Here is a 21,507-nt window from a genome sequence, read left to right on the forward strand (position 1 = left end):
TGATGACTAAGCGCGTTGGCAACAATCTTGTGCTCTTTTTTGACGGCGAAGATACCGCTGACGTTATTCTCGAAGATTATTACGAAAATGACGAAGTCCATTTAATCGGCCAGGCTGAAAATGGACAGTACTATGAATATATTCCGGTATCCGGCGACGTAAATGAGTACGCGCCGATGCTGATGGATGGGGGATCCGGCGAGGCGGCATTAGGAGGCGAGCCTTCTGCTTTTGCCGATCCTATTGCTGATGATAACCAGTTCGCATGGTTACCGTTCCTGCTTTTTGGCGCAGGTGCTGCGGGTATTGGCGGTCTTGCTTATGCTGCGTTTAAAGATAAAGATTCCAAGCCCGCTGACGATCACGAAATAAGTATTGTTATCAATCCGGCTACCGATAAGGATAAAGACGGGCGTCCTGAAATCACCGGCAGCTCTTCCAGCCCTGATTCAAAAGTCGTTATTACCCTTCCGGACGGCACAACCGTTACCACGCAGACAGACAAAGAGGGTAACTGGGCTATCGAAGCGCCTACCTCTCAGCCAAACGGTATTATCACCGTTACGGTAACGGATTCTGACGGCAATTCCTCTACGGTGACCGGTAAATACGAAGATAATACCGCGCCTGAAAAACCGGTGATTTCCGCTAACGATGACGATCATCTGGCAGGAACCGCTGAACCGGGTTCAAAAGTTACCGTTACCGACAAAGAAACGGGTGAAACCACTACAGTTGTTGCGGATGAAGACGGTAAATGGAGCATTGAACCTAACCCGGTAGCAGAAGGCGGCAATGAGGCGACGGTGGTCGCTGAGGATCCTGCAGGTAACGTTTCCCCGCCTGTTGATGTAACGCGTCCAGATACAACCGTGCCTGATAATATCTCTTCCGGCATCGTTAAGGGTTCCATCTCCCTGGTGGATGATGTCGCTCCTGTGACCGGCGTTATCGCAGACGGCAGTAAAACCAACGATACCCGCCCTACCTATACCGGTAAAGCGACCGGCGATATTGATCACGTCAATATTTACGATAACGGCAAGCTTGTCGGCAGCGCTAAAGTTGGCAGCGATGGCCGCTGGAGCTTTACACCAAAAACCAGCCTCGCGGAAGGTTCTACGCATGAATATACCGTTGCTGCCGTAGACAAGGCTGGCAATGAAGGTGCGCGCGTTAGCGGCACCAACGATGCCGGATGGACATTCACTATCGATACTTTGCCTCCTGATAATAAAACCTCGGGCATCGTTGTTGATTCCATTACCCTGGTTGACGACGTTGCACCGGTTACTGGCCTCATTAAAGATGGTGATAAGACGAATGACACTCGCCCGACCTATTCAGGTAAGGCAACCGGTGATATCGATCATGTCAACATCTATGACAACGGCAAACTTGTCGCAAGCGTAAAAGTTAACAGCGACGGCACGTGGAGTTATACGCCGGAGAAAGATCTGGCGAACGGCTCAAGCCACGAATATAGCGTATCTGCAATAGATCAAGCCGGTAACGAAGGTCCACGAGCGAGCGGAACTTCTGACAGCGGCTGGAACTTTGTTATCGATTCGGACACCCCGGATAACATCACTTCAGGCATTGTTGACGGTTCTCTGAGCCTGACGGACGACGTCGGTGCTATTACCGGAAATATTCCTGATGGCGGCGTGACAGATGATAGCCGCCCTACGTTCAGCGGCCAGGCTACCGAAGATATCGACCACGTTAATATCTACGATGATGGCAAACTGATCGGTTCCGCCGAAGTGGCTGAAGACGGCCGCTGGAGCTTCACGCCGGAGACCGATCTGGCTGAAGGTGACCATGAGTTTACCGTTTCTGCGGTGGACAAAGCCGGTAACGAAGGCCCGCAGACCAGCGGCACCTCAGATGACGGCTGGAACTTCACGGTAGACACTACCGCGCCGGGCGAAAACGCCATCGTGGACGGCAGCATTACCCTGACCGACGATGTTGGTCCGGTGACAGGTACCATTGCAGACGGCAGCACGACCGATGATACACAGCCGACCTACAGCGGCGTTATCAGTAGCGAAGGTCTGGCGGAAGGCGTGGTGAGCGTCAACGTCTATGACAACGGCGAGCTGATTGGCAGCGCGGTGGTGGATCAGAGCACCGGAGCATGGAGCTTCACGCCGGACAGCGATCTGGCGAGCGGCAGCCATGGCTTCACGGTGGCGGCAGTGGACGCGGCAGGCAACGAAGGTCCGCAGGTCAGTGGTACTTCTGACGATAGCTGGGACTTTACGCTGGACAATAGCGCGCCGGGTGAAAATGCGTTTGAAAGCGGCAGCATCACTCTGATCGACGATGTCGGTCCGGTGCAAGGCACCATCGACGACGGCAGCACGACCGATGATTCGCAGCCAACCTACAGCGGCATTATCAGCAGCGAAGGTCTGGCGGATGGCGTGGTAAGCGTCAACGTCTACGACAACGGTGAGCTGATTGGCAGCGCGGCGGTGGATCAGAGCACCGGAACATGGAGCTTCACGCCGGGCAACCCTCTGGCGAGCGGCAACCACACCTTCACGGTGGCGGCAGTGGACGCGGCAGGCAACGAAGGTCCGCAGGTAAGCGGTACCGACGATGCAGGCTGGGACTTCAACCTGCTGACCAGCGCGCCGGCGCAGCCGTCCATTGAGAACGTGAGTGACGATTACACCCACGGGGAAAATGCGGATACCGGCTTCCTGCAGAAAGGTCAGGCCACAAACGACAGCACGCCGACGATAAACGGCAGCGCAGGTCCTGACATGAAAGTCCAGATCTGGGCAACGGACAGCGAAGGCAATCGTGTTCTGGCAGGCGAAGGCGTGGCGGATGAAAACGGCCGCTGGAGCATCACTACATCAGAGCTGGGCGCGGACGGCACCTACAACCTGACGGCAACGGCCGTGAATGCGGCAGGCGTTTCCTCTGCGGAAACCGGCATCTTCCCGATTGTGCTGGATACCGCAGCACCGGAAGCGGCCAAAGCCGATCTGATGGACGATCAGGGTGACGTGCAGGGTGCAGTGGCAGCCGGCGGCGTGACGGATGACCGTAATCCGCAACTGAGCGGCACCGGCGAGCCGGGCGCAACCGTAGACGTGTTCCTGGACGGCGCAACCACGCCGGCAGGCAGCGTGGTGGTGGGCGAAGACGGCAACTGGACGCTGGCACTGGCGAACCTGAGCGACGGCGAGCACAGCTACCAGACCAGGATCACAGACGCTGCGGGCAATGAAACGCGTGGAGAAGAAGTCAGCTTCACCGTGGATAGCAGCAGCATGACGATTACTATCGACCAGGCGAACGACGACGCGGGCAGCATCACCGGTGCGGTAATGAACGGCGGTCTGACCGACGACAGCACGCCGGAACTGCAGGGTACGACACAGGCTGGTGCCATCGTGACCATCCGCGATGCGGAAGGCAACGTGCTGGGTACCGCCACCGCAGACGATGCTGGCGTGTGGAAATTCCCGCTGACCGAAGTGGCAGACGGCGAACACACCTGGACGGCAGAAGTGACCAACAAGGCGGGTAACACCGTACAGGCGAACCTGACTCTGACAGTGGATGCGACGGCGCCGGAAGCGGCCAAAGCCGATCTGATGGACGATCAGGGCGAAGTGCAGGGCACAGTGGCAGCCGGCGGCGTGACGGATGACCGTACCCCGCAACTGAACGGCACCGGCGAGCCGGGCGCGACCGTCACCGTGATTGTTGATGGCGCAAGCACGCCGGCAGGCAGCGTGGTGGTGGGCGAAGACGGTAACTGGACGTTGCCGCTGGGCACCCTGGATGACGGCGAGCATAGCTACCAGACCGTTATTACCGATGCGGCAGGCAATGAAACGCGTGGAGAAGAAGTCAGCTTCACCGTGGACAGCAGCAGCGTGGAAATCACCATCGACCAGGCGAACGACGATGCGGGCAGCATCACCGGCGCGGTACTGAACGGCGGTCTGACCGACGACAGCACGCCGGAACTGCAGGGCACCACGCTTGCAGGCGCCACCGTGACCATCCGCGATGCGGAAGGCAACGTACTGGGCACCGCTACGGCGGACAGCGCAGGCGCATGGAAATTCCCGCTGGCTGAAGTGGCAGACGGTGAGCATACCTGGACGGCAGAAGTGACCAACACGGCGGGTAACACCGCACAGGCCACCCTGACCCTGACGGTGGACACCACTGCTCCGGAAGCGGCCAAAGCCGATCTGATGGACGATCAGGGCGAAGTGCAGGGCGCAGTGGCAGCAGGCGGCGTGACGGATGACCGTACCCCGCAACTGAACGGCACCGGCGAGCCGGGCGCGACCGTCACCGTGATTGTTGATGGCGCAAGCACGCCGGCAGGCAGTGTGGTGGTGGATAAGGACGGCAACTGGACGCTGCCGCTGGGTACCCTGGATGACGGCGAACACAGCTACCAGACCATTATCACCGATGCGGCAGGCAACGAAACGCGTGGAGAAGAAGTCGGCTTCACCGTGGACAGCAGCGGCGCGGCGATCACCATTGACCAGGCAAACGACGACGCGGGCAGCATTACCGGCGCGGTACTGAACGGCGGCCTGACCGACGACAGCACGCCGGAACTGCAGGGCACCACGCTTGCAGGCGCTACCGTGACCATCCGCGATGCGGAAGGCAACGTGCTGGGCACCACTAGCGCAGACGATGCTGGCGTGTGGAAATTCCAGCTAGCTGAAGTGGCTGACGGCGAGCACACCTGGACGGCAGAAGTGACCAACAAGGCGGGTAACACCGCGCAGGCCACTCTGACCCTGACGGTGGACAGCACAGCTCCGGCAGCACCGACAATCACTTCAATGGAAGATGATGTGGGTACCGTGCAGGAAGTCTGGACCACTCCGGGCAATGTAACGGACGATCCTGCTCCGACCTTTATCGGCACCGCAGAAGCGGGCACTACGATTAATTTGTATGACGGCGACAACGTGCTGGGCACGGTGGTTGCAGATAAAGACGGTAACTGGAGCTATACGCCGACCACAAACCTGGTCGATGGCGAACACAGCATCAGCGTCACCAGCACAGACGCGGCGGGTAACGAAAGTGAACGCAGCACTGTCTGGGACTTCACGCTGGATACCAGCACGACAGCTCCGGTGATTATCACCAACACCACGGGTGAAATTGGCGGTACGGCAGAGCCGGGCGCAACCATCACCATCACTAACCCTTCAGACGGCAGTACCGCCAGCGTTGTGGCCGATGAAGACGGTAACTGGAGCATGCAGCCAAACCCAATTGGCGTAGGTGATACCGATGTAGCCGTTGTGGCCACCGATCCGGCAGGCAACACCAACTCCACCGTAGTGGATGGTCCACAAGACAATACCGCACCGGGTGCGGATGCATTCGAGGACGGCAGCATCACTCTGATCGACGATGTCGGTCCGGTGAAAGGCACCATCGACGACGGCAGCACGACCGATGATGCACAGCCGACCTACAGCGGCCTTATCAGCAGCGAAGGTCTGGCGGACGGCGTGGTAAGCGTCAACGTCTACGACAACGGCGAGCTGATTGGCAGCGCGGCGGTGGATCAGAGCACCGGTGCCTGGAGCTTCACGCCGGGCAGCGCCCTGGCGAGCGGCAGCCACACCTTCACGGTGGCGGCAGTGGACGCGGCAGGCAACGAAGGTCCGCAGGTAAGCGGCACGGCAGACGAAGGCTGGGACTTCAACCTGCTGACCAGCGCGCCAGCGCAGCCGTCCATTGAAAACGTAGTGGATGATTACAGCCAGGGCGAGGACCCCGACACCGGGTTCCTGCAGAAAGGCCAGGCCACCAACGATGCCACACCGACCATTAACGGCACCGGCGAGGCGGGAACCACGGTCCAGATTTGGGCGACGGACAGCGAAGGCAACCGTGTTCTGGCAGGCGAAGGCGTGGCGGATGAAAACGGCCGCTGGAGCATCACCACATCAGAACTGGGCGCGGACGGCACCTACAACCTGACGGCAACCGCCGTGAATGCGGCAGGCGTTTCCTCTGCGGAAACCGGCGTCTTCCCGATTGTGCTGGATACTGTGGCACCGGAAGCGGCAACCGCAGAGCTGCTTGACGATCAGGGCGAAGTGCAGGGCGCAGTGGCAGCCGGCGGCGTGACGGATGACCGTACCCCGCAACTGAGCGGCACCGGCGAGCCGGGCGCGACCGTCACCGTATACCTGGACGGCGCAACCACGCCGGCAGGCAGCGTGGTGGTGGGCGAAGACGGTAAATGGTCACTGCCGCTGGGCACTCTGGATGACGGCGAGCACAGCTACCAGACCAAGATCACAGACGTTGCGGGCAACGAAACGCGTGGAGAAGAAGTCGGCTTCACCGTGGACGGCAGCGGCGTGGAGATCACCATTGACCAGGCGAACGACGATGCGGGCAGCATCACCGGCGCGGTACTGAACGGCGGTCTGACCGACGACAGCACGCCGGAACTGCAGGGCACCACGCTTGCGGGTGCCATCGTGACCATCCGCGATGCGCAAGGCAACGTACTGGGTACCGCTACTGCAGATAACAACGGTATGTGGAAGTACCAGTTGGCTGAAGTTGCGGACGGCGAGCACACCTGGACGGCAGAAGTGACCAACACGGCGGGTAACACCGCACAGGCCACCCTGACCCTGACGGTGGACACCACTGCACCAGCAACACCGACTATCACTTCTATGGAAGATGATGTGGGTACCGTGCAGGAAGTCTGGACCACTCCGGGCAACGTAACGGACGATCCGGCGCCGACCTTTACCGGTACGGCAACACCAGGCACTGTAGTCTCCATTTATGACGGCGACAACGTGCTGGGCACGGTAACCGCTGACAATGACGGCAACTGGAACTACACCCTGACCACAAACCTGGTCGATGGCGAGCACAATATCAGCGTCACCAGCACAGACGCGGCGGGTAACGAAAGTGAACGCAGCACTGTCTGGGACTTCACGCTGGATACCAGCACGACAGCTCCGGTGATTATCACCAACACCACGGATGAAATTGGCGGTACGGCAGAGCCGGGTGCAACCATCACCATCACCGATCCTTCAGACGGCAGTACCTCCACCGCTGTAGCGGATGAAGAGGGTAACTGGAGCATGCAGCCAAACCCAATTGGCGTGGGTGATACCGATGTAGCCGTGGTGGCCACCGATCCGGCGGGTAATACCAACTCCACCATTGTGGATGGTCCGCAGGACAGCACGCCACCGGATAACATTACCTCTGGCATTGTCAGCGGCAGCATTACGCTGACGGATGATGTTGAGCTTGTTACCGGCTCGATTGCCGATGGCAGCAAAACGAATGACACTCGTCCAACCTATGCAGGCCAGGCAACCGCAGATATCGATCATGTCAATATCTACGATAAGGGCACTCTGATCGGTTCAGCCGAAGTGGGTACAGATGGCCGCTGGAGCTTCACGCCGGAGACCGATCTGGCTGAGGGTGATTACGAATTTACCGTTTCTGCGGTGGACAAAGCCGGTAATGAAGGCCCGCAGGTCAGTGGTACCGCTGACAGCGGCTGGAACTTTACGGTGGACACTACCGCACCGGGTGAGAATGCGTTTGAAAGCGGCAGCATCACTCTGATCGACGATGTCGGTCCGGTGAAAGGCACCATCGACGACGGCAGCACGACCGATGATGCACAGCCGACCTACAGCGGCGTTATCAGCAGCGAAGGTCTGGCGGACGGCGTGGTGAGCGTCAACGTCTACGACAACGGCGAGCTGATTGGCAGCGCGGCGGTGGATCAGAGCACCGGAGCATGGAGCTTTACCCCGGGTAGCGCCCTCGCGAGCGGCAGCCACACCTTCACGGTGGCGGCAGTGGACGCGGCAGGCAACGAAGGTCCGCAGGTAAGCGGCACGGCGGATGCAGGCTGGGACTTCAACCTGCTGACCAGCGCGCCGGCGCAGCCGTCCATTGAGAACGTAGTGGATGATTACACCCACGGGGAAGATGCGGATACCGGCTTCCTGCAGAAAGGTCAGGTCACCAACGACGGTACGCTGACGGTAAACGGCAGCGCGGGTCCTGATATGACCGTTCAGATCTGGGCGACGGACAGTGAAGGCAACCGTGTTCTGGCAGGTGAAGGCGTGGCGGACGAAAACGGCCGCTGGAGCATCACTACGGCAGAGCTGGGCGCGGACGGTGCCTACGATCTGACGGCAACCGCCGTGAATGCGGCAGGCGTTTCCTCTGCGGAAACCGGCGCCTTCCCGATTGTGCTGGATACCGAAGCACCGGAAGCGGCAACCGCAGAACTGCTTGACGATCAGGGCGAAGTGCAGGGTGCAGTGGCAGCCGGCGGCGTGACGGATGACCGTACTCCGCAACTGAGCGGCACTGGCGAGCCGGGCGCGACCGTCACCGTATACCTGGACGGTGCAACCACGCCGGCAGGCAGCGTGGTGGTGGGCGAAGACGGCAACTGGACGCTGGCACTGGCGAACCTGAGCGACGGCGAGCACAGCTACCAGACCAAGATAGCCGACGCGGCAGGCAACGAAACGCGTGGAGAAGAAATCAGCTTCACCGTGGACGGCAGCGGCGTGGATATCACCATCGACCAGGCGAACGACGACGCGGGCAGCATCACCGGCGCGGTACTGAACGGCGGTCTGACCGACGACAATACGCCGGAACTGCAGGGTACCACGCTTGCAGGCGCCACCGTGACCATCCGCGATGCGGAAGGCAACGTACTGGGTACCGCTACTGCAGACGGTACTGGCGCATGGAAATTCCCGCTGACCGAAGTGGCAGACGGCGAACACACCTGGACGGCAGAAGTGACCAACCTTGCGGGTAACACCGCGCAGGCCACCCTGACCCTGACGGTGGACACTACAGCTCCGCAAGCGCCAGTTATTACTGCCATACAGGATGACGTTGGTTCTGTTCAGTTTACCTCGCAGGTCCAGGGTAACGTGACGGACGATCCGGCGCCGACCTTTACCGGCACCGCAGAAGCTGGCACCACAATTACCTTGTATGACGGCGAAAACGTGCTGGGCTCGGTGGTTGCAGACAAGGACGGTAACTGGAACTACACCCCGACGACCAATCTGGTGGAAGGTACCCACAGTGTGACTGCCACGGCGACTGACGCCGCAGGTAATGTCAGTGAATCCAGTGCGAAATGGGACTTCCTGTTAGATATTACGCCTCCGAACGTAGGCATTTCTGGAAACTCCGCTGAGTCTTTGAGCGGGATGTCTGAACCGGGAGCAACCATTACAGTTATTGATGGTGCTGGTAAAGAATTCACCACCGTTGCCGATCATACCGGCCGCTGGATAATCGCGCCGAACCCGATTGAGGCGGGCGTTTCCGGTAAGATTTACGCCACCGATCCAGCAGGGAACCAGGGCGATCCGGTTGCCTTCCAGGGCGCGGCGCTGGGCAGCTATAACCTGCTCAATGAAAGCACCCAGGTGAATACCACCACGGTGGGCGATCAGGCGAACCCAACAACTACCCGACTGGCCGACGGCCGTATCGTGGTGATCTGGCAGGGGGCGGGTACTTCGGCGACTGAAGTGTATATGCAACTGTATGCAGCAGACGGCGTACACAAAATCGGTACCGAGCAGCAGGTCAACCAGCGTACCAATAATTTTCAGGACAGCCCACAGGTGGTGGCGCTGGCGGACGGCGGCTTCCTGATCGTCTATGAGTCCTGGAATGGAGGGCTGGACAGTAATGGCGATGGCGTTATCGCACGCCGCTATGGCTCCGACGGCCAGGCGGTAACGGATGAGTTTGTCGTGAACACCACGACGAGTGGGAATCAGAACAGCCCGAGTGCGATGGCGACGCCCGACGGCGGCTACATCATCACCTGGCAGGATCAGAGCAAGAATATCGTTCAGCGCACCTACGGCAACGATAACCAGCCGGAAACCGGCGAGGTTGTGGTGGCAACCGGCAGCAATATGGGCGCTTCCGGCGGACCGGAAATGGCGTCCTTCACCGACGGCGCTCACAGCGGGATGTATATCACCGTCTGGAACGCCTCTTCCGGCCCGTCCGACAGCAGCTCAACCGGCGTGGTGGGGCAAATCTTCGGCGCGGACGGTAAGCCGCTGGGCAATGCCTTCCAGGTGAACACCACCATGGACGGCAGCCAGAACTACCCGGATGTCATCACCCTGAAAGACGGCAGCTTTGTGGTTTACTGGGACAGCAATGACTCAGGCGCTAACGGCTCTGATATACGCGCAGTGCATTACACGGTGGATCCTGCTACCGGCGCGGTATCCGTGCAGGGCACCGGCGACTTTATCGTCAACACCTATACCGACGGTAAGCAGTACAAGCCGGTGGGCGTGGCGCTGGAAGACGGCGGCTATCTGATTGTCTGGGGTTCAGCGGGCGGCGACGGCAGCGGTTCGGCCATCTACGCGCAGCGCTACGATGCCAACGACAACAAAGTGGGTCGCGAGTTTATCGTCAATACCACCACCAACGGCAATCAGGGTTACGGCGGTGATACCGTGGACTTAACCCACATTCTGGACGCCACGCTGATGGCCGACGGCAATGTGTATGTTTCCTGGCAGTCGGACAACGTGGACGGCAGCGGTATGGGCATCGAGGGGATCGTGGTTGATCCTAACGCGGCTTATTACTCTGAATTTACCGTTAACAGCACCACGGCGGGCAATCAGAATCATTCTTCGGTGGCTTCGCTGCCGGACGGCGGCTCGATTGTTGTGTGGCAGTCCGCCACCGGTGACGGCTCGGGAACCTGTATTAAAGGGCAGATCCTCGATGCCAAAGGGCAACCCGTTGGCGGTGAGTTTACGGTTAACAGCACGACTTCAGGCGATCAGCTGATGCCGCAGGTTGCGGTATTGCCGAACGGTGATTTTGAAGTGTTGTGGAGCAGCGGCGTCTACATCAAGGGACAAAAGTTCTCTTACACCTATGATGGCGATTCGCAGATTAGCGGCGCGACGATGTCCGGTTCGGAGTTCAATATTAACTCCGGGACGGCGGCAGATAACCAGTCCAACCCGGTCATTACGGTGCTGGCGGATGGCGGCTATCTGGCGGTATGGCAGGCGGCGGTCAACGGCGTCTGGCAAGTCTTTGGACGCCAGTACGATATGAATGGTTCGCCGGTGATGGAACAGACCGTTCTGACCACCACGACGCTGAATTCACCGACAATCTGGAACGCCTTTACTGGCGACTGGAATCCACTGCCTTCTATTACCACGCTGTCTGATGGCCGGGTGGCTATTGCTTACACCAATAAAGGCACCGGTTATGACGCCACGGTGATGCTGTACGATCCGGCAACGAAGACAACGACTACCTCAATCGTTGTTAATCAAACGCTGTCCGATAATCAGGCTTCACCGGTTGTGACGGCGCTGGGCAACGGTAACTTTATTGTCACCTGGGATTCCAACAATAACGGCGGACCGGATCAGACAGGCTTTGGCGTGTGGGGCCGGCTTTTCGACTCCGAAGGCCATGCTTTGTCGGATGAGTTTCTGATCAACACCGCGACGGCTGGCGATCAGCACATGCCAATCGTAGTCAGCCGCGAGGACGGCAGCTTTGTAGTGGTCTTCGTCTCCGCGACGGATGGTGCGCCGGGCGCCGGGACTCACGGCATCTATGCTCAGTACTTTGATGCCGACGGGAATAAAGTCGGTCAGCAGATGCAGATTAACCAACTGACCTATGGCGATCAGATTGAAGTGGACGCGACCTTCCTTGCAGGCGGACAACTGTATGTCACCTGGACCGATCAGGGCGTGGCGGACGGTGCCGGCTCAGCCATTAAGGGCCGCATCGTGGACCTGGTGGAAACTCTGGGTCTGGAGCAGGAAACGGCGAAAAACGACGACCCGACCACCATTGACTACTCCCCTTCTGCTGAAGCTGTGGTCGATAGCCTGCCGCCAAACGTTGGGATTTCGGTCAACAATTCAGACAGGCTGGGCGGCCAGACCGAACCGGGAGCAACCGTGACGGTCATTGATGCGAAAGGCAATTCACATGTTGCCGTGGCGGATGCTAAAGGCGCATGGCATCTGGAGCCGAACCCGCTGGGGGTAGGCGACAAAGGTTATATCTCCGCTTCTGACGCAGCGGGTAACCAGGGGGTGCCAATTCTGATTCGCGGTACGGCGCTGGATGGTTACGATCTGCTGAACGAAAGCACCCAGGTGAACACCACCACGGCGGGCGATCAGGCCAACCCGACGGTTACTCGTCTTGCTGATGGCAGAATAGTCGTTATCTGGCAGAGTAATGACGGTTCTGTGTTGCTGCCAGATAACAACGTTTATATGCAACTGTATGAAGCAGACGGCGTACACAAAATCGGTACCGAGCAGCAGGTCAACCAGCGTACCAATAATAACCAGGACAGTCCGCAGGTGGTGGCGCTGGCGGACGGCGGCTTCCTGGTCGTCTATGAGTCCTGGAATGGAGGGCTGGACAGTAATGGCGATGGCATTATCGCACGCCGCTATGGCTCCGACGGCCAGGTGGTAACGGATGAGTTTGTCGTGAACACCACGACGAGTGGGAATCAGAACAATCCGAGCGTGCTGGCGACGCCCGACGGCGGCTACATCATCACCTGGCAGGATCAGAGCAAGAATATCGTTCAGCGCACCTACGGCAACGATAACCAGCCGGAAACCGGTGAAGTTGTGGTGGCAACCGGAAACAATATGGGCGCTTCCGGCGGACCGGAAATGGCGTCCTTCACCGACGGCGCTCACAGCGGCATGTATATCACCGTCTGGAACGCCTCTTCTGGCCCGTCCGACAGCAGCTCAACCGGCGTGGTGGGGCAAATCTTCGGCGCGGACGGTAAGCCGCTGGGCAATGCCTTCCAGGTGAACACCACCATGGACGGCAGCCAGAACTACCCGGATGTGATCACCCTGAAAGACGGCAGCTTTGTGGTCTACTGGGACAGCAACGATTCCGGCGCTAACGGCTCTGACATACGCGCAGTGCATTACACGGTGGATCCTGCTACCGGCGCGGTATCCGTGCAGGGCACCGGCGACTTTATCGTCAACACCTATACCGACGGTAAGCAGTACAAGCCGGTGGGCGTGGCGCTGGAAGACGGCGGCTATCTGATTGTCTGGGGTTCAGCGGGCGGCGACGGCAGCGGTTCGGCTATCTATGCGCAGCGCTACGACGCCCACGACCATAAGGTGGGACGCGAGTTTATCGTCAATACCACCACCAACGGCAATCAGGGTTATGTCGGTGATGGCGTGGACTTAACCCACATCCTGGACGCCACGCTGATGGCCGACGGCAATGTGTATATTTCCTGGCAGTCGGACAACGTGGACGGCAGCGGTATGGGCATCGAGGGGATCGTGGTTGATCCTAACGCGGCTTATTACTCTGAATTTACCGTTAACAGCACCACGGCGGGCGATCAGAACGCTCCGATGGTGGTTTCATTACCAACGGGTGGACTGTTCGAAGTATGGGTATCTGCTAACGGCGACGGCTCAGGTACCGGAATCAGAGGTCAGATGCTGGATGCCAAAGGCCAGCCGGTGGGCAACGAGTTTACGATTAACAGCACCGTAACGGGTAACCAACTGACGCCGGTAGTACTGGAAAATGGTAATATTGGAGTGGTCTGGAGCAGTCCGGCTTCCGGCGGCGCCAACTATATCAAGGGCCAGCAGTATACCTATACTTATGACAGCGACGGCAACGTGAATGGCTTAACGGCCGTGGGGCCGGAGTTCAACATCAGTTCTGGCGCTGGCGCAACCGGTCAGGCCCATCCGGAAATTACTTCTCTCTCTGACGGGGGATATCTGGTGGTGTGGGAAGCCATTGTCAACGACGAGTATAAAATTTTCGCTCGTCAGTACGGCGAGGATGGTTCACCGGTCAGCGGGGAAATGACCCTGAGTTCTACCGGATTAGGTGTCGGTATTTTTGGCAACAGCAACTTCTGGAGTCCGCTGCCTTCAGTCTCACAGACCAGCGACGGCAAAGTCGCGATCGTTTTTGCCACGGGGGGAAGCGGTTATGACAGTAGCCTGCTGATGTACGATCCGGTTACCCATACCGCGGGAAGCGCCGCCGTAGTGAACCAGACCGTCAATGGCGATCAGGCTTCTGCGAGCGTTAGCGCGCTGGATAACGGTAATTTTGTGGTTACCTGGGATTCCAATAACAAAAGTGGTCCCGACCAGAACGGCTACGGCGTGTGGGGACGTATCTATGACGCCAGCGGTCAGGCCGTTTCTAACGAGTTCCTCATTAATACCGTTACCGTAGGCGATCAGCATCTTGCGCAGGTTGTAAGCCGTGCCGACGGCAGTTTCGTCGCCGTCTTTATTTCGGCAACCGACACGGCGCCGGGGGCCGGTACGAACGGTATTTACGCCCAGTACTTCGACGCCCATGGCAACAAGGTTGGGCAGCAGATGCAGATCAACCAGTTGACCTATGGCAACCAGGTTGAAGTGGACGCCACCTTTATGGAGGGCGGTCAGCTTTACGTGACCTGGACCGACAAGGGCGTGGGCGACGGCAGCGGATCGGCGATCAAGGGCCGTATTGTTGACCTGAATGAAACGCTGGGCCTGTCTGATGATGGCGATGGTTTAACCCATATCGAATACCAACCGGCGCAGTACTACCTGAACGGTACAGAAGGTGACGATTCACTGGACGGTCGTGGTGCTATCACTATTGATGGTAAAGGTGGAGATGACACGCTGTTTATTAACAGCACTGATTTCACCTCTATCAAGGGTGGTGACGGATACGACACGCTGGTGTGGGATTCCAATAATAACTTTGAGCTGGGAAGCGTTTCTTCGAAAATTAGCAGTATCGAAGGAATTCATATGGGAAATAACGCTGCGCAGACGCTGGTTATTAGCGCCAATGATGTTCTTGAAATGACCAAAGATAACGGTGAAACGGAGCATGTACTGAAAATCACCGGTGACGACGGCGATTCAAATAAGAGTGGAGCAAAAGATACGGTAAATATTGATAAGTCAGTATGGACCTCCTCTGGGTCACAAACTGAAAAAGGTGTGGATTACGATGTTTATGTTCATAACGATGACACAACTGTGAAGTTGATAATCCAGAATGGACTGAATGTTGTTTAAGTAAGACAGACGGCGGTGGCTTCGGCCACCGCCCGATGAGTTTTTATTTTTTTTATTTTTTATTTTATTAAGTTCAGTTTTAAGGGAAGTTATGAAACGGTTTTTATCAAACGGAACCCTATTTATTAGGGGGGCTGGCTTCGCTTGCAGCCTGATGATCGTCATACCTTATTCGACGGCTAATGCAGATGATTTTATTGAGTTAATTCGATTGACGGAGTCACATCCTTCGATTCAATCGGCACTGTCTTCAAGTAATGCAGCTTATTTTGATATCGAACAAGCCAAAGCGGCTACTAATTTACAGATGAGCGCAGGGATCAGCGCTTCCGGGTATTCCGGGCAACCGGGTGCCGAAAATAACCCACTCTCACCACACCTTAGTATCAGTAAAGTTTTGTACGATCATGGTCGTACCGATGCGGTCGTTGAAGGAAGGGAAGCAACATATAATATACAGCGCGCTCAAATTATGGTGGTGCGTGAAACGATTAACCAACAAGTTTTATCGTTATATACAGCAGCGCTGACAAATGCCAAAGTTGTGGCGGTACTGGATAAAGAAATCGCTGCATTAAACGATCTTTTACAGCGAGTAAAAAATATCGCCATCATCGACTCAGGGCGAGCGTCAGAAATTAATCAAGTATCTACCCGTTTAAGCGCTATTGTCGCCAGTCGTGAAATGTCTTATACCAATCAGCAGCAGGCACTGACACAGCTCTCTCAATTATTAAATAAAGATATTGCGCTGGTGAATGGCCTGCCTGAATTAAAAAAAAGCGGCCTACTGCCTGCCAGCCTGGCCGTGGCCGAAAGCTCGCTGCAAACGAATCCCTCTTTGGTTGTTGCACGCCATAAACGCGATGAGGCGCTTGCATCCGTAAAGCTTGCCTCGAAATGGAATCGCCCTCAATGGAGCGTCCAGTTGAAGATGGATAGCCCGCGTGTGAACGGTGAAATGGAACCCTTTAAGGCGGCAACCCTGCAACTCAGCAGTGACATGAGTCTGTGGGATGGCGGGGCGGGTTCGTCGGCGTTAAAAGGGGAAACCCGACGCCTTTCTGCCGCTGAACAAGAGTTTGATGCCACGATGCGTATGCTCAGGCAGCAGCTCGCTCAGCAGTGGATTTCTCTGCCATTACGCGAAAAGCAAATTCGTGCTCTTGAGCAACAGACCGCGTCAGCAAAGAAAACCTGGGATAACGGGCAAATACAATTTTTTGCGGGTCAGCGTCCTTTAACGGATCTTATTTCGTTTGTGACAGATTATTATTCAGGCCTGGCCAGCTATGAAGAACAAAAAGTCCAGTACAGCGCTGCACAATGGCAAATTGTTTCCTCCCTCGGAAAAATGAGCGATCTGGCGAAAAAAGTTAAATCACTTCCGGGACCAGCCTTGTCTGCGACGGAGAAAGCGAGTATTTCCATCGCCAGCAAAACAAATAACCAAACATTTAACGCTATTAATACCGCGTCTGCGGTCACCTCCGAGCGCCTGGGTATTGATGAATTTAAACGCGCGGTTGACCAGGCGAAGACTGGCAGTACGCCAGCGGATAAACCATCAGCGGCTTCTGTGATGACAACGCCTGTGCTAGCTAACAAACAGCAAACTGTGAATGAAATTAAGCCGCCTGTTATACCGGTGAGCACGGCAGGATATATTATTGAACACAAGCCAAAGGTACTCTTCAGTTCTGCACAAGAGGTGAAGCCTGAACAACGCCTTATCAGCGACGTTAAACCAACGGTTATTCCGGTGCATACGGCAAATACTGTCGCAGAAAAACCAACGGTTGCGATAAATATTCCAGCGCCAGCCGTAGCGCCTGAAAATAACAGTATCGTGAAATTAACGCCTTCCGTGATTCCTGCGGCTCCGCTAAATGTTTCGCCGGAAAAAGTGATTTCACCCGCTCAGAGTATTAAGGAGTCCGGGCAGAAGCGTTCAAACGTTGCTGAAACCGGAAAAGGGTCTGCCTCACAACAAATACTGCGTGAATGGCCGTGGTAGTCCCCAGCAGGGAAGAGAAAATTATGACAATTTTAGAAACGCAACATCCTGATTTTTCCCTGGAAGAGTCAATTAAAAATAAAGCAACGTCAGAGCATTTCACAAAAGACAATTCTCTGGTTCCTGCCATGCAAAGCGCATTACGTATATTTGATGTCCGTCTGACGGCCACCGAAATTACCAGCGATATGCCCGCTTGTCCGGATGAGAAAGAACCGCAGAAACAAAATGAATGGGCGGTCGCTGCATTACAGCGCCGCGGGGTAGTTGCCGTCTGGCAGTCTATTCCTCTGACGAATATGAAGTCTTTCCTGCTGCCTGCTATTGTGCGGCTGGAAACGGGGTTTGTTGTATTAACACATTACGACGAAAAAACGTGCCGGGTTATTATTCCTGAACTGGGAAGCGGCGCTGTTGAAATCTGTCGTGAAAACTTCTCCGCCAGCTATCCGGGGGAGATGTTATTACTTCGTCCGAAGTCACAGGTAGACAGCCGTACCGATGATTTAATTAAGACCACTGACCGACACTGGTTCTGGCATACCATCTGGAGCTTTAAACGTTATATTTTTGAAGCCGTGGCGCTGTCTGTGATTATTAATGTTCTGGCGCTGGGCATGTCTATTTTTACAATGACTGTTTATAACCGCGTCCTGCCAAACCAGACATATGTCACGTTGTGGACTATGGCCGTAGGGGTTTCTCTTGCGCTGCTGTTTGAGCTAATGGCTCGTCTGGCTCGCGCCTGGATAACGGATCGGGCAGGTAAGAAAATCGATCTGGTCCTCGGGGCGCAAATCTTCCGCCATGTCCTGCACGGAAAGATGGAAAACCGGGCGCAGTCGAGCGGTGCGTTTGGCAACGTTATGCAAAGCTTTGAAACGGTGAGGGATCTGACCACCTCCGCAGTGCTGACAACCATCGCTGATTTACCTTTTGTTGTTTTATTCCTGTCGGTGATTTACATGGTTGCCGGCCCGCTGGTGTGGTGCGTTCTGCTGTCTTTATTCTTCATCGTCGGCATGGTTCTGTTGATGCAGATCCCGCTGAAAAAACATGCTGAAGAGTCGATGAAAATTGGCAGCAACCGTTATGGATTAGTGATCGAAACGCTCGATAACCTGGAAACCATCAAGGCCCTACGGGCGGAAAATCTGGTCTCCAGCAAGCATGACACCGCCAGCGTCAAGTTGTCTGAGATATCAATGAAATCGCGTTTCCTGGCCACGATGGGGTCAAGCATGATTCAGACCACCCAGCAGTTCAGTACCGTGATTTTATTGCTCTGGGGCGCCTATCTGGTTGGCGACGGCACGATTTCTATGGGCGGCATCATTGCCACGATGACGTTAATGGGACGTGCTGTCGCACCTGTCGGCACGCTGGCCGCGCTGGGTTTGCGTATTCAGCAGGCTAAAACTTCGCTTGGCATACTGAATAAGCTGATGCAGACGCCAACGGAAAAGGATCAGAAAAAAGTGTATGTCCAGTTGCCTCAGTGCAGCCAGACGGACATTGTTTGCGATGATTTAAGCTTCACCTATAAGCCGGATCTGCCTGCGGTTATTGAACATCTCGATTTGCGTTTTCGTTACGGTGAACGCGTTGCCATTCTGGGAAAAATGGGCAGCGGTAAATCATCTCTGTTACGTTTACTTATCGGTCTCTACCAGCCAACGGGCGGTACAGTAACGGTCAGCGGTGTTGATATCCGCCAGATTGAAACGGGTGAGTTACGTTCACGTATTGCTTTAGTGAGTCAGGAGCCTCGCATGATGTTCGGCACGCTGCGGGACAATATCCTGATGGGCGCGCCCTATGCTAGCGATGAAGAGTTCATGCATGTCGCCAAAATAACGGGTGTTAATGAGATTGCTGCTCGTCATCCACAGGGGTTTGGTATGCCGGTGGGTGAACGAGGTGAAACGTTATCCGGCGGGCAAAAACAGGCGATAGCCCTCGCTCGCGCATTGTTAACAAATCCGGATGTGCTTCTTCTTGATGAACCGACCTCGGGTATGGATATGGGTTCTGAGCGTATGGTGCTTCAGGCATTACTTCCTGCGCTAAAAGGCAGAACGGTCATTATCGTTACGCACCGACCAGCGGTGCTGAAATATGTCGATCGTGTCATTGTGATGGATGAAGGCCTGAAGGTTGCTGACGGCCCTAAAAATGACATTATCGCCAGCTTGAATGACGGCAAAATCCCCTCGGCATCTGTGATCCGATCTTCCGCACGTCCGGCTGCAGTTCAAATGAAGTCTGATGAGGTGGAGCATGCTTAATTTATTGCGTCGTAATAAAAAAAATGAGGATGCGGGGATTGCCCGTACGGATATGGGATATCAGTTTGGTGCGCATACCGCCAGTGACATTGTCCGGGCGGCAAAACAGGATCGCTGGGAAGGATGGTTAGCGATAAGCCTTATCAGCGTGGCGTTAATGCTTGGCACACTGCTTTGGTCTGCTTTCTTCAATATTGAAGAGGTAACAACAGGTTCGGCCAAAATTATCCCCAGCTCCCGCGAACAGGTTCTGCAAAGCCTGGAAGGGGGCATACTGGATGCGCTTCTTGTGCATGAAGGGGATACCGTAGAGAAAGGGCAGATTTTGGCTCGTATCGATCCCACGCGCGCGCAGGCATCGTTCAGGGAAAGTGCTAATCGACTGTTAGCGTTGAAAGCGCAGGCTGCACGCTTGTCCGCAGAGGCGACGGGTAAAACGCCCGACTTTCCGGATGAAGTTAAGGCCGAACCTGAACTCCTGCAAAGGGAAATGGACGCTTATAAACTTCGTAAAAGGGCGCTGGATGAATCAGTTGCAGGCTTCGTGCGCACAAAGCAACTGATTCTAAAGGAACTTGCCATGGCGAAAGCGCTGGCGGCCCAGTCTTTGCTCTCAAAAACGGAAGTCCTGAAACTCGAGCGGCAGGCTAACGATACTGAATCGCAAATTGTTGAGCGTCGAAACCGCTATCGTAGCGAGGCCAACGATGAGCTTTCGAAGGTAGAAGTTGAAATGTCGAGCCTCCAGGAAACGGCACAGGGCAGGCAGGATACGCTTGTAAGGACGGAGCTGCGCTCACCGGTGCGGGGCATTGTTAACAACATAAGAATCAACACCATCGGGGGCGTTATCCAGCCGGGTGCGGAAATTATGGAAGTTACGCCGCTGGACGATCAGTTGCTTGTTGAGACAAAAATAAAACCCTCGGATGTGGCATTTTTGGCTCCTGGGCAAGAAGCCGTGGTTAAACTCTCTGCTTATGATTACTCAATATATGGTGGGCTGAGCGGAAAAGTACAACATATTAGCCCGGGCGCATTAAAGGATGAGGATGCGAAAGCACCTAAAAAAGCAGCAGGAGGAGAAGAAACGTATTATCGTGTGATGGTGCTAACCGAAAGTAATACGCTGGTTAAAAAAGGTAGCCGGGAATTGCGTGTTATTCCGGGTATGACGGCGACAGTTGATATCAGAACCGGTGAGAAGAGCCTCCTTCAGTACCTTTTGCGCCCTTTACTGCGCGTTCAGGAAGCCTTTAGAGAAAAGTAAAATTTGATTATAATTAAGATATTAACCACCCCAGAATAGTGATAAAATATCTAACGGTGAGAATGATTAATTCTCCAAAGTTGTTTGTATTAGATTGTAGAATAAACATGAAATATTAATTTCCCTTTGGCTATTTTGAACAGCCGTTGTTCAGAGTAGCCATTTTTTTATTATGCGTGCTGAAATTTCCTAAAACATCTCAAAACGTGTGAATATAATTGCAGACCTGATATTATGCTATATCACTTAAATTTCATGGACAGATAATAAAGGCGTAGATTATGGTTAAAAAAGAGCGTGGACTGCCAGAAGGTTATTATCTTAATAAGGTAATAGTTGCGATTGTAATTGCCGCAATATGGCTGCTATTTAAAGTGAGTACAGGCTCTGAGGTTACAGGATACATGATGGCTTTTTCAGGGATATCAGTGTTGCTTTACCCCTATTCAAGATTCTTCTATGAAAAGATAATCAGCTATGTCGTTGCCGATAATAAATTATACTTCCCGGTGTTGGTGTTTATTGTTGTGAAACTAATAACGATGTGCTTGTGCTGGTTCTTTTCATTCCTTATTGCTCCCGTGGGGCTTGCTTATCTGTTTTATTCCCGCCCAGTGTTTGACTCTTCTCATAGCGACGGCCAGCCCTAATTTTCGCCCAGGTAAAAACCACCTCCTAAAGGTGGTTTTAAGGTAACCTGCTGAAAAAAATTGAATTAATGTGTGAGGTGTT

5 protein-coding genes are annotated in these 21,507 nt (G+C 55.3%); all 5 read left to right on the forward strand.

Annotation, left to right across the window (positions count from 1 at the left end):
* The first annotated feature begins 2 nt into the window (after nt 1–2).
* The 5 genes from MUA00_RS16345 (at nt 3) to MUA00_RS16365 (ending at nt 21,425) form a co-directional block, all read left to right on the forward strand.
* Nucleotides 3–15,200: an Ig-like domain-containing protein gene (locus tag MUA00_RS16345; protein ID WP_271124085.1), complete on the forward strand. Its 15,198-nt coding sequence runs from the start codon at nt 3–5 to the stop codon at nt 15,198–15,200.
* 91 nt (nt 15,201–15,291) lie between these two features.
* Entirely contained in the window at nt 15,292–17,217 is a 1,926-nt protein-coding gene (locus MUA00_RS16350; protein WP_271124086.1) for a TolC family protein, read from the forward strand.
* A 23-nt stretch (nt 17,218–17,240) separates the two neighbouring features.
* Nucleotides 17,241–19,505, forward strand: a complete 2,265-nt coding sequence (locus MUA00_RS16355; RefSeq protein ID WP_271124087.1) for a type I secretion system permease/ATPase — start codon at nt 17,241–17,243, stop codon at nt 19,503–19,505.
* Nucleotides 19,498–20,775 carry an HlyD family type I secretion periplasmic adaptor subunit gene (locus MUA00_RS16360; RefSeq protein WP_271124088.1) on the forward strand — a complete coding sequence of 426 codons (1,278 nt, stop codon included), beginning with the start codon at nt 19,498–19,500 and terminating at the stop codon, nt 20,773–20,775. The genes MUA00_RS16355 and MUA00_RS16360 overlap by 8 nt, the downstream gene beginning before the upstream one ends.
* 281 nt (nt 20,776–21,056) lie before the next feature.
* Nucleotides 21,057–21,425: a hypothetical protein gene (locus MUA00_RS16365; protein ID WP_271124089.1), complete on the forward strand. Its 369-nt coding sequence runs from the start codon at nt 21,057–21,059 to the stop codon at nt 21,423–21,425.
* The last annotated feature ends 82 nt before the right edge of the window (nt 21,426–21,507 follow it).

The sequence above is a fragment of the Dryocola boscaweniae genome, assembly GCF_025215095.1.
Classification (GTDB): Bacteria; Pseudomonadota; Gammaproteobacteria; order Enterobacterales; family Enterobacteriaceae; genus Dryocola; species Dryocola boscaweniae.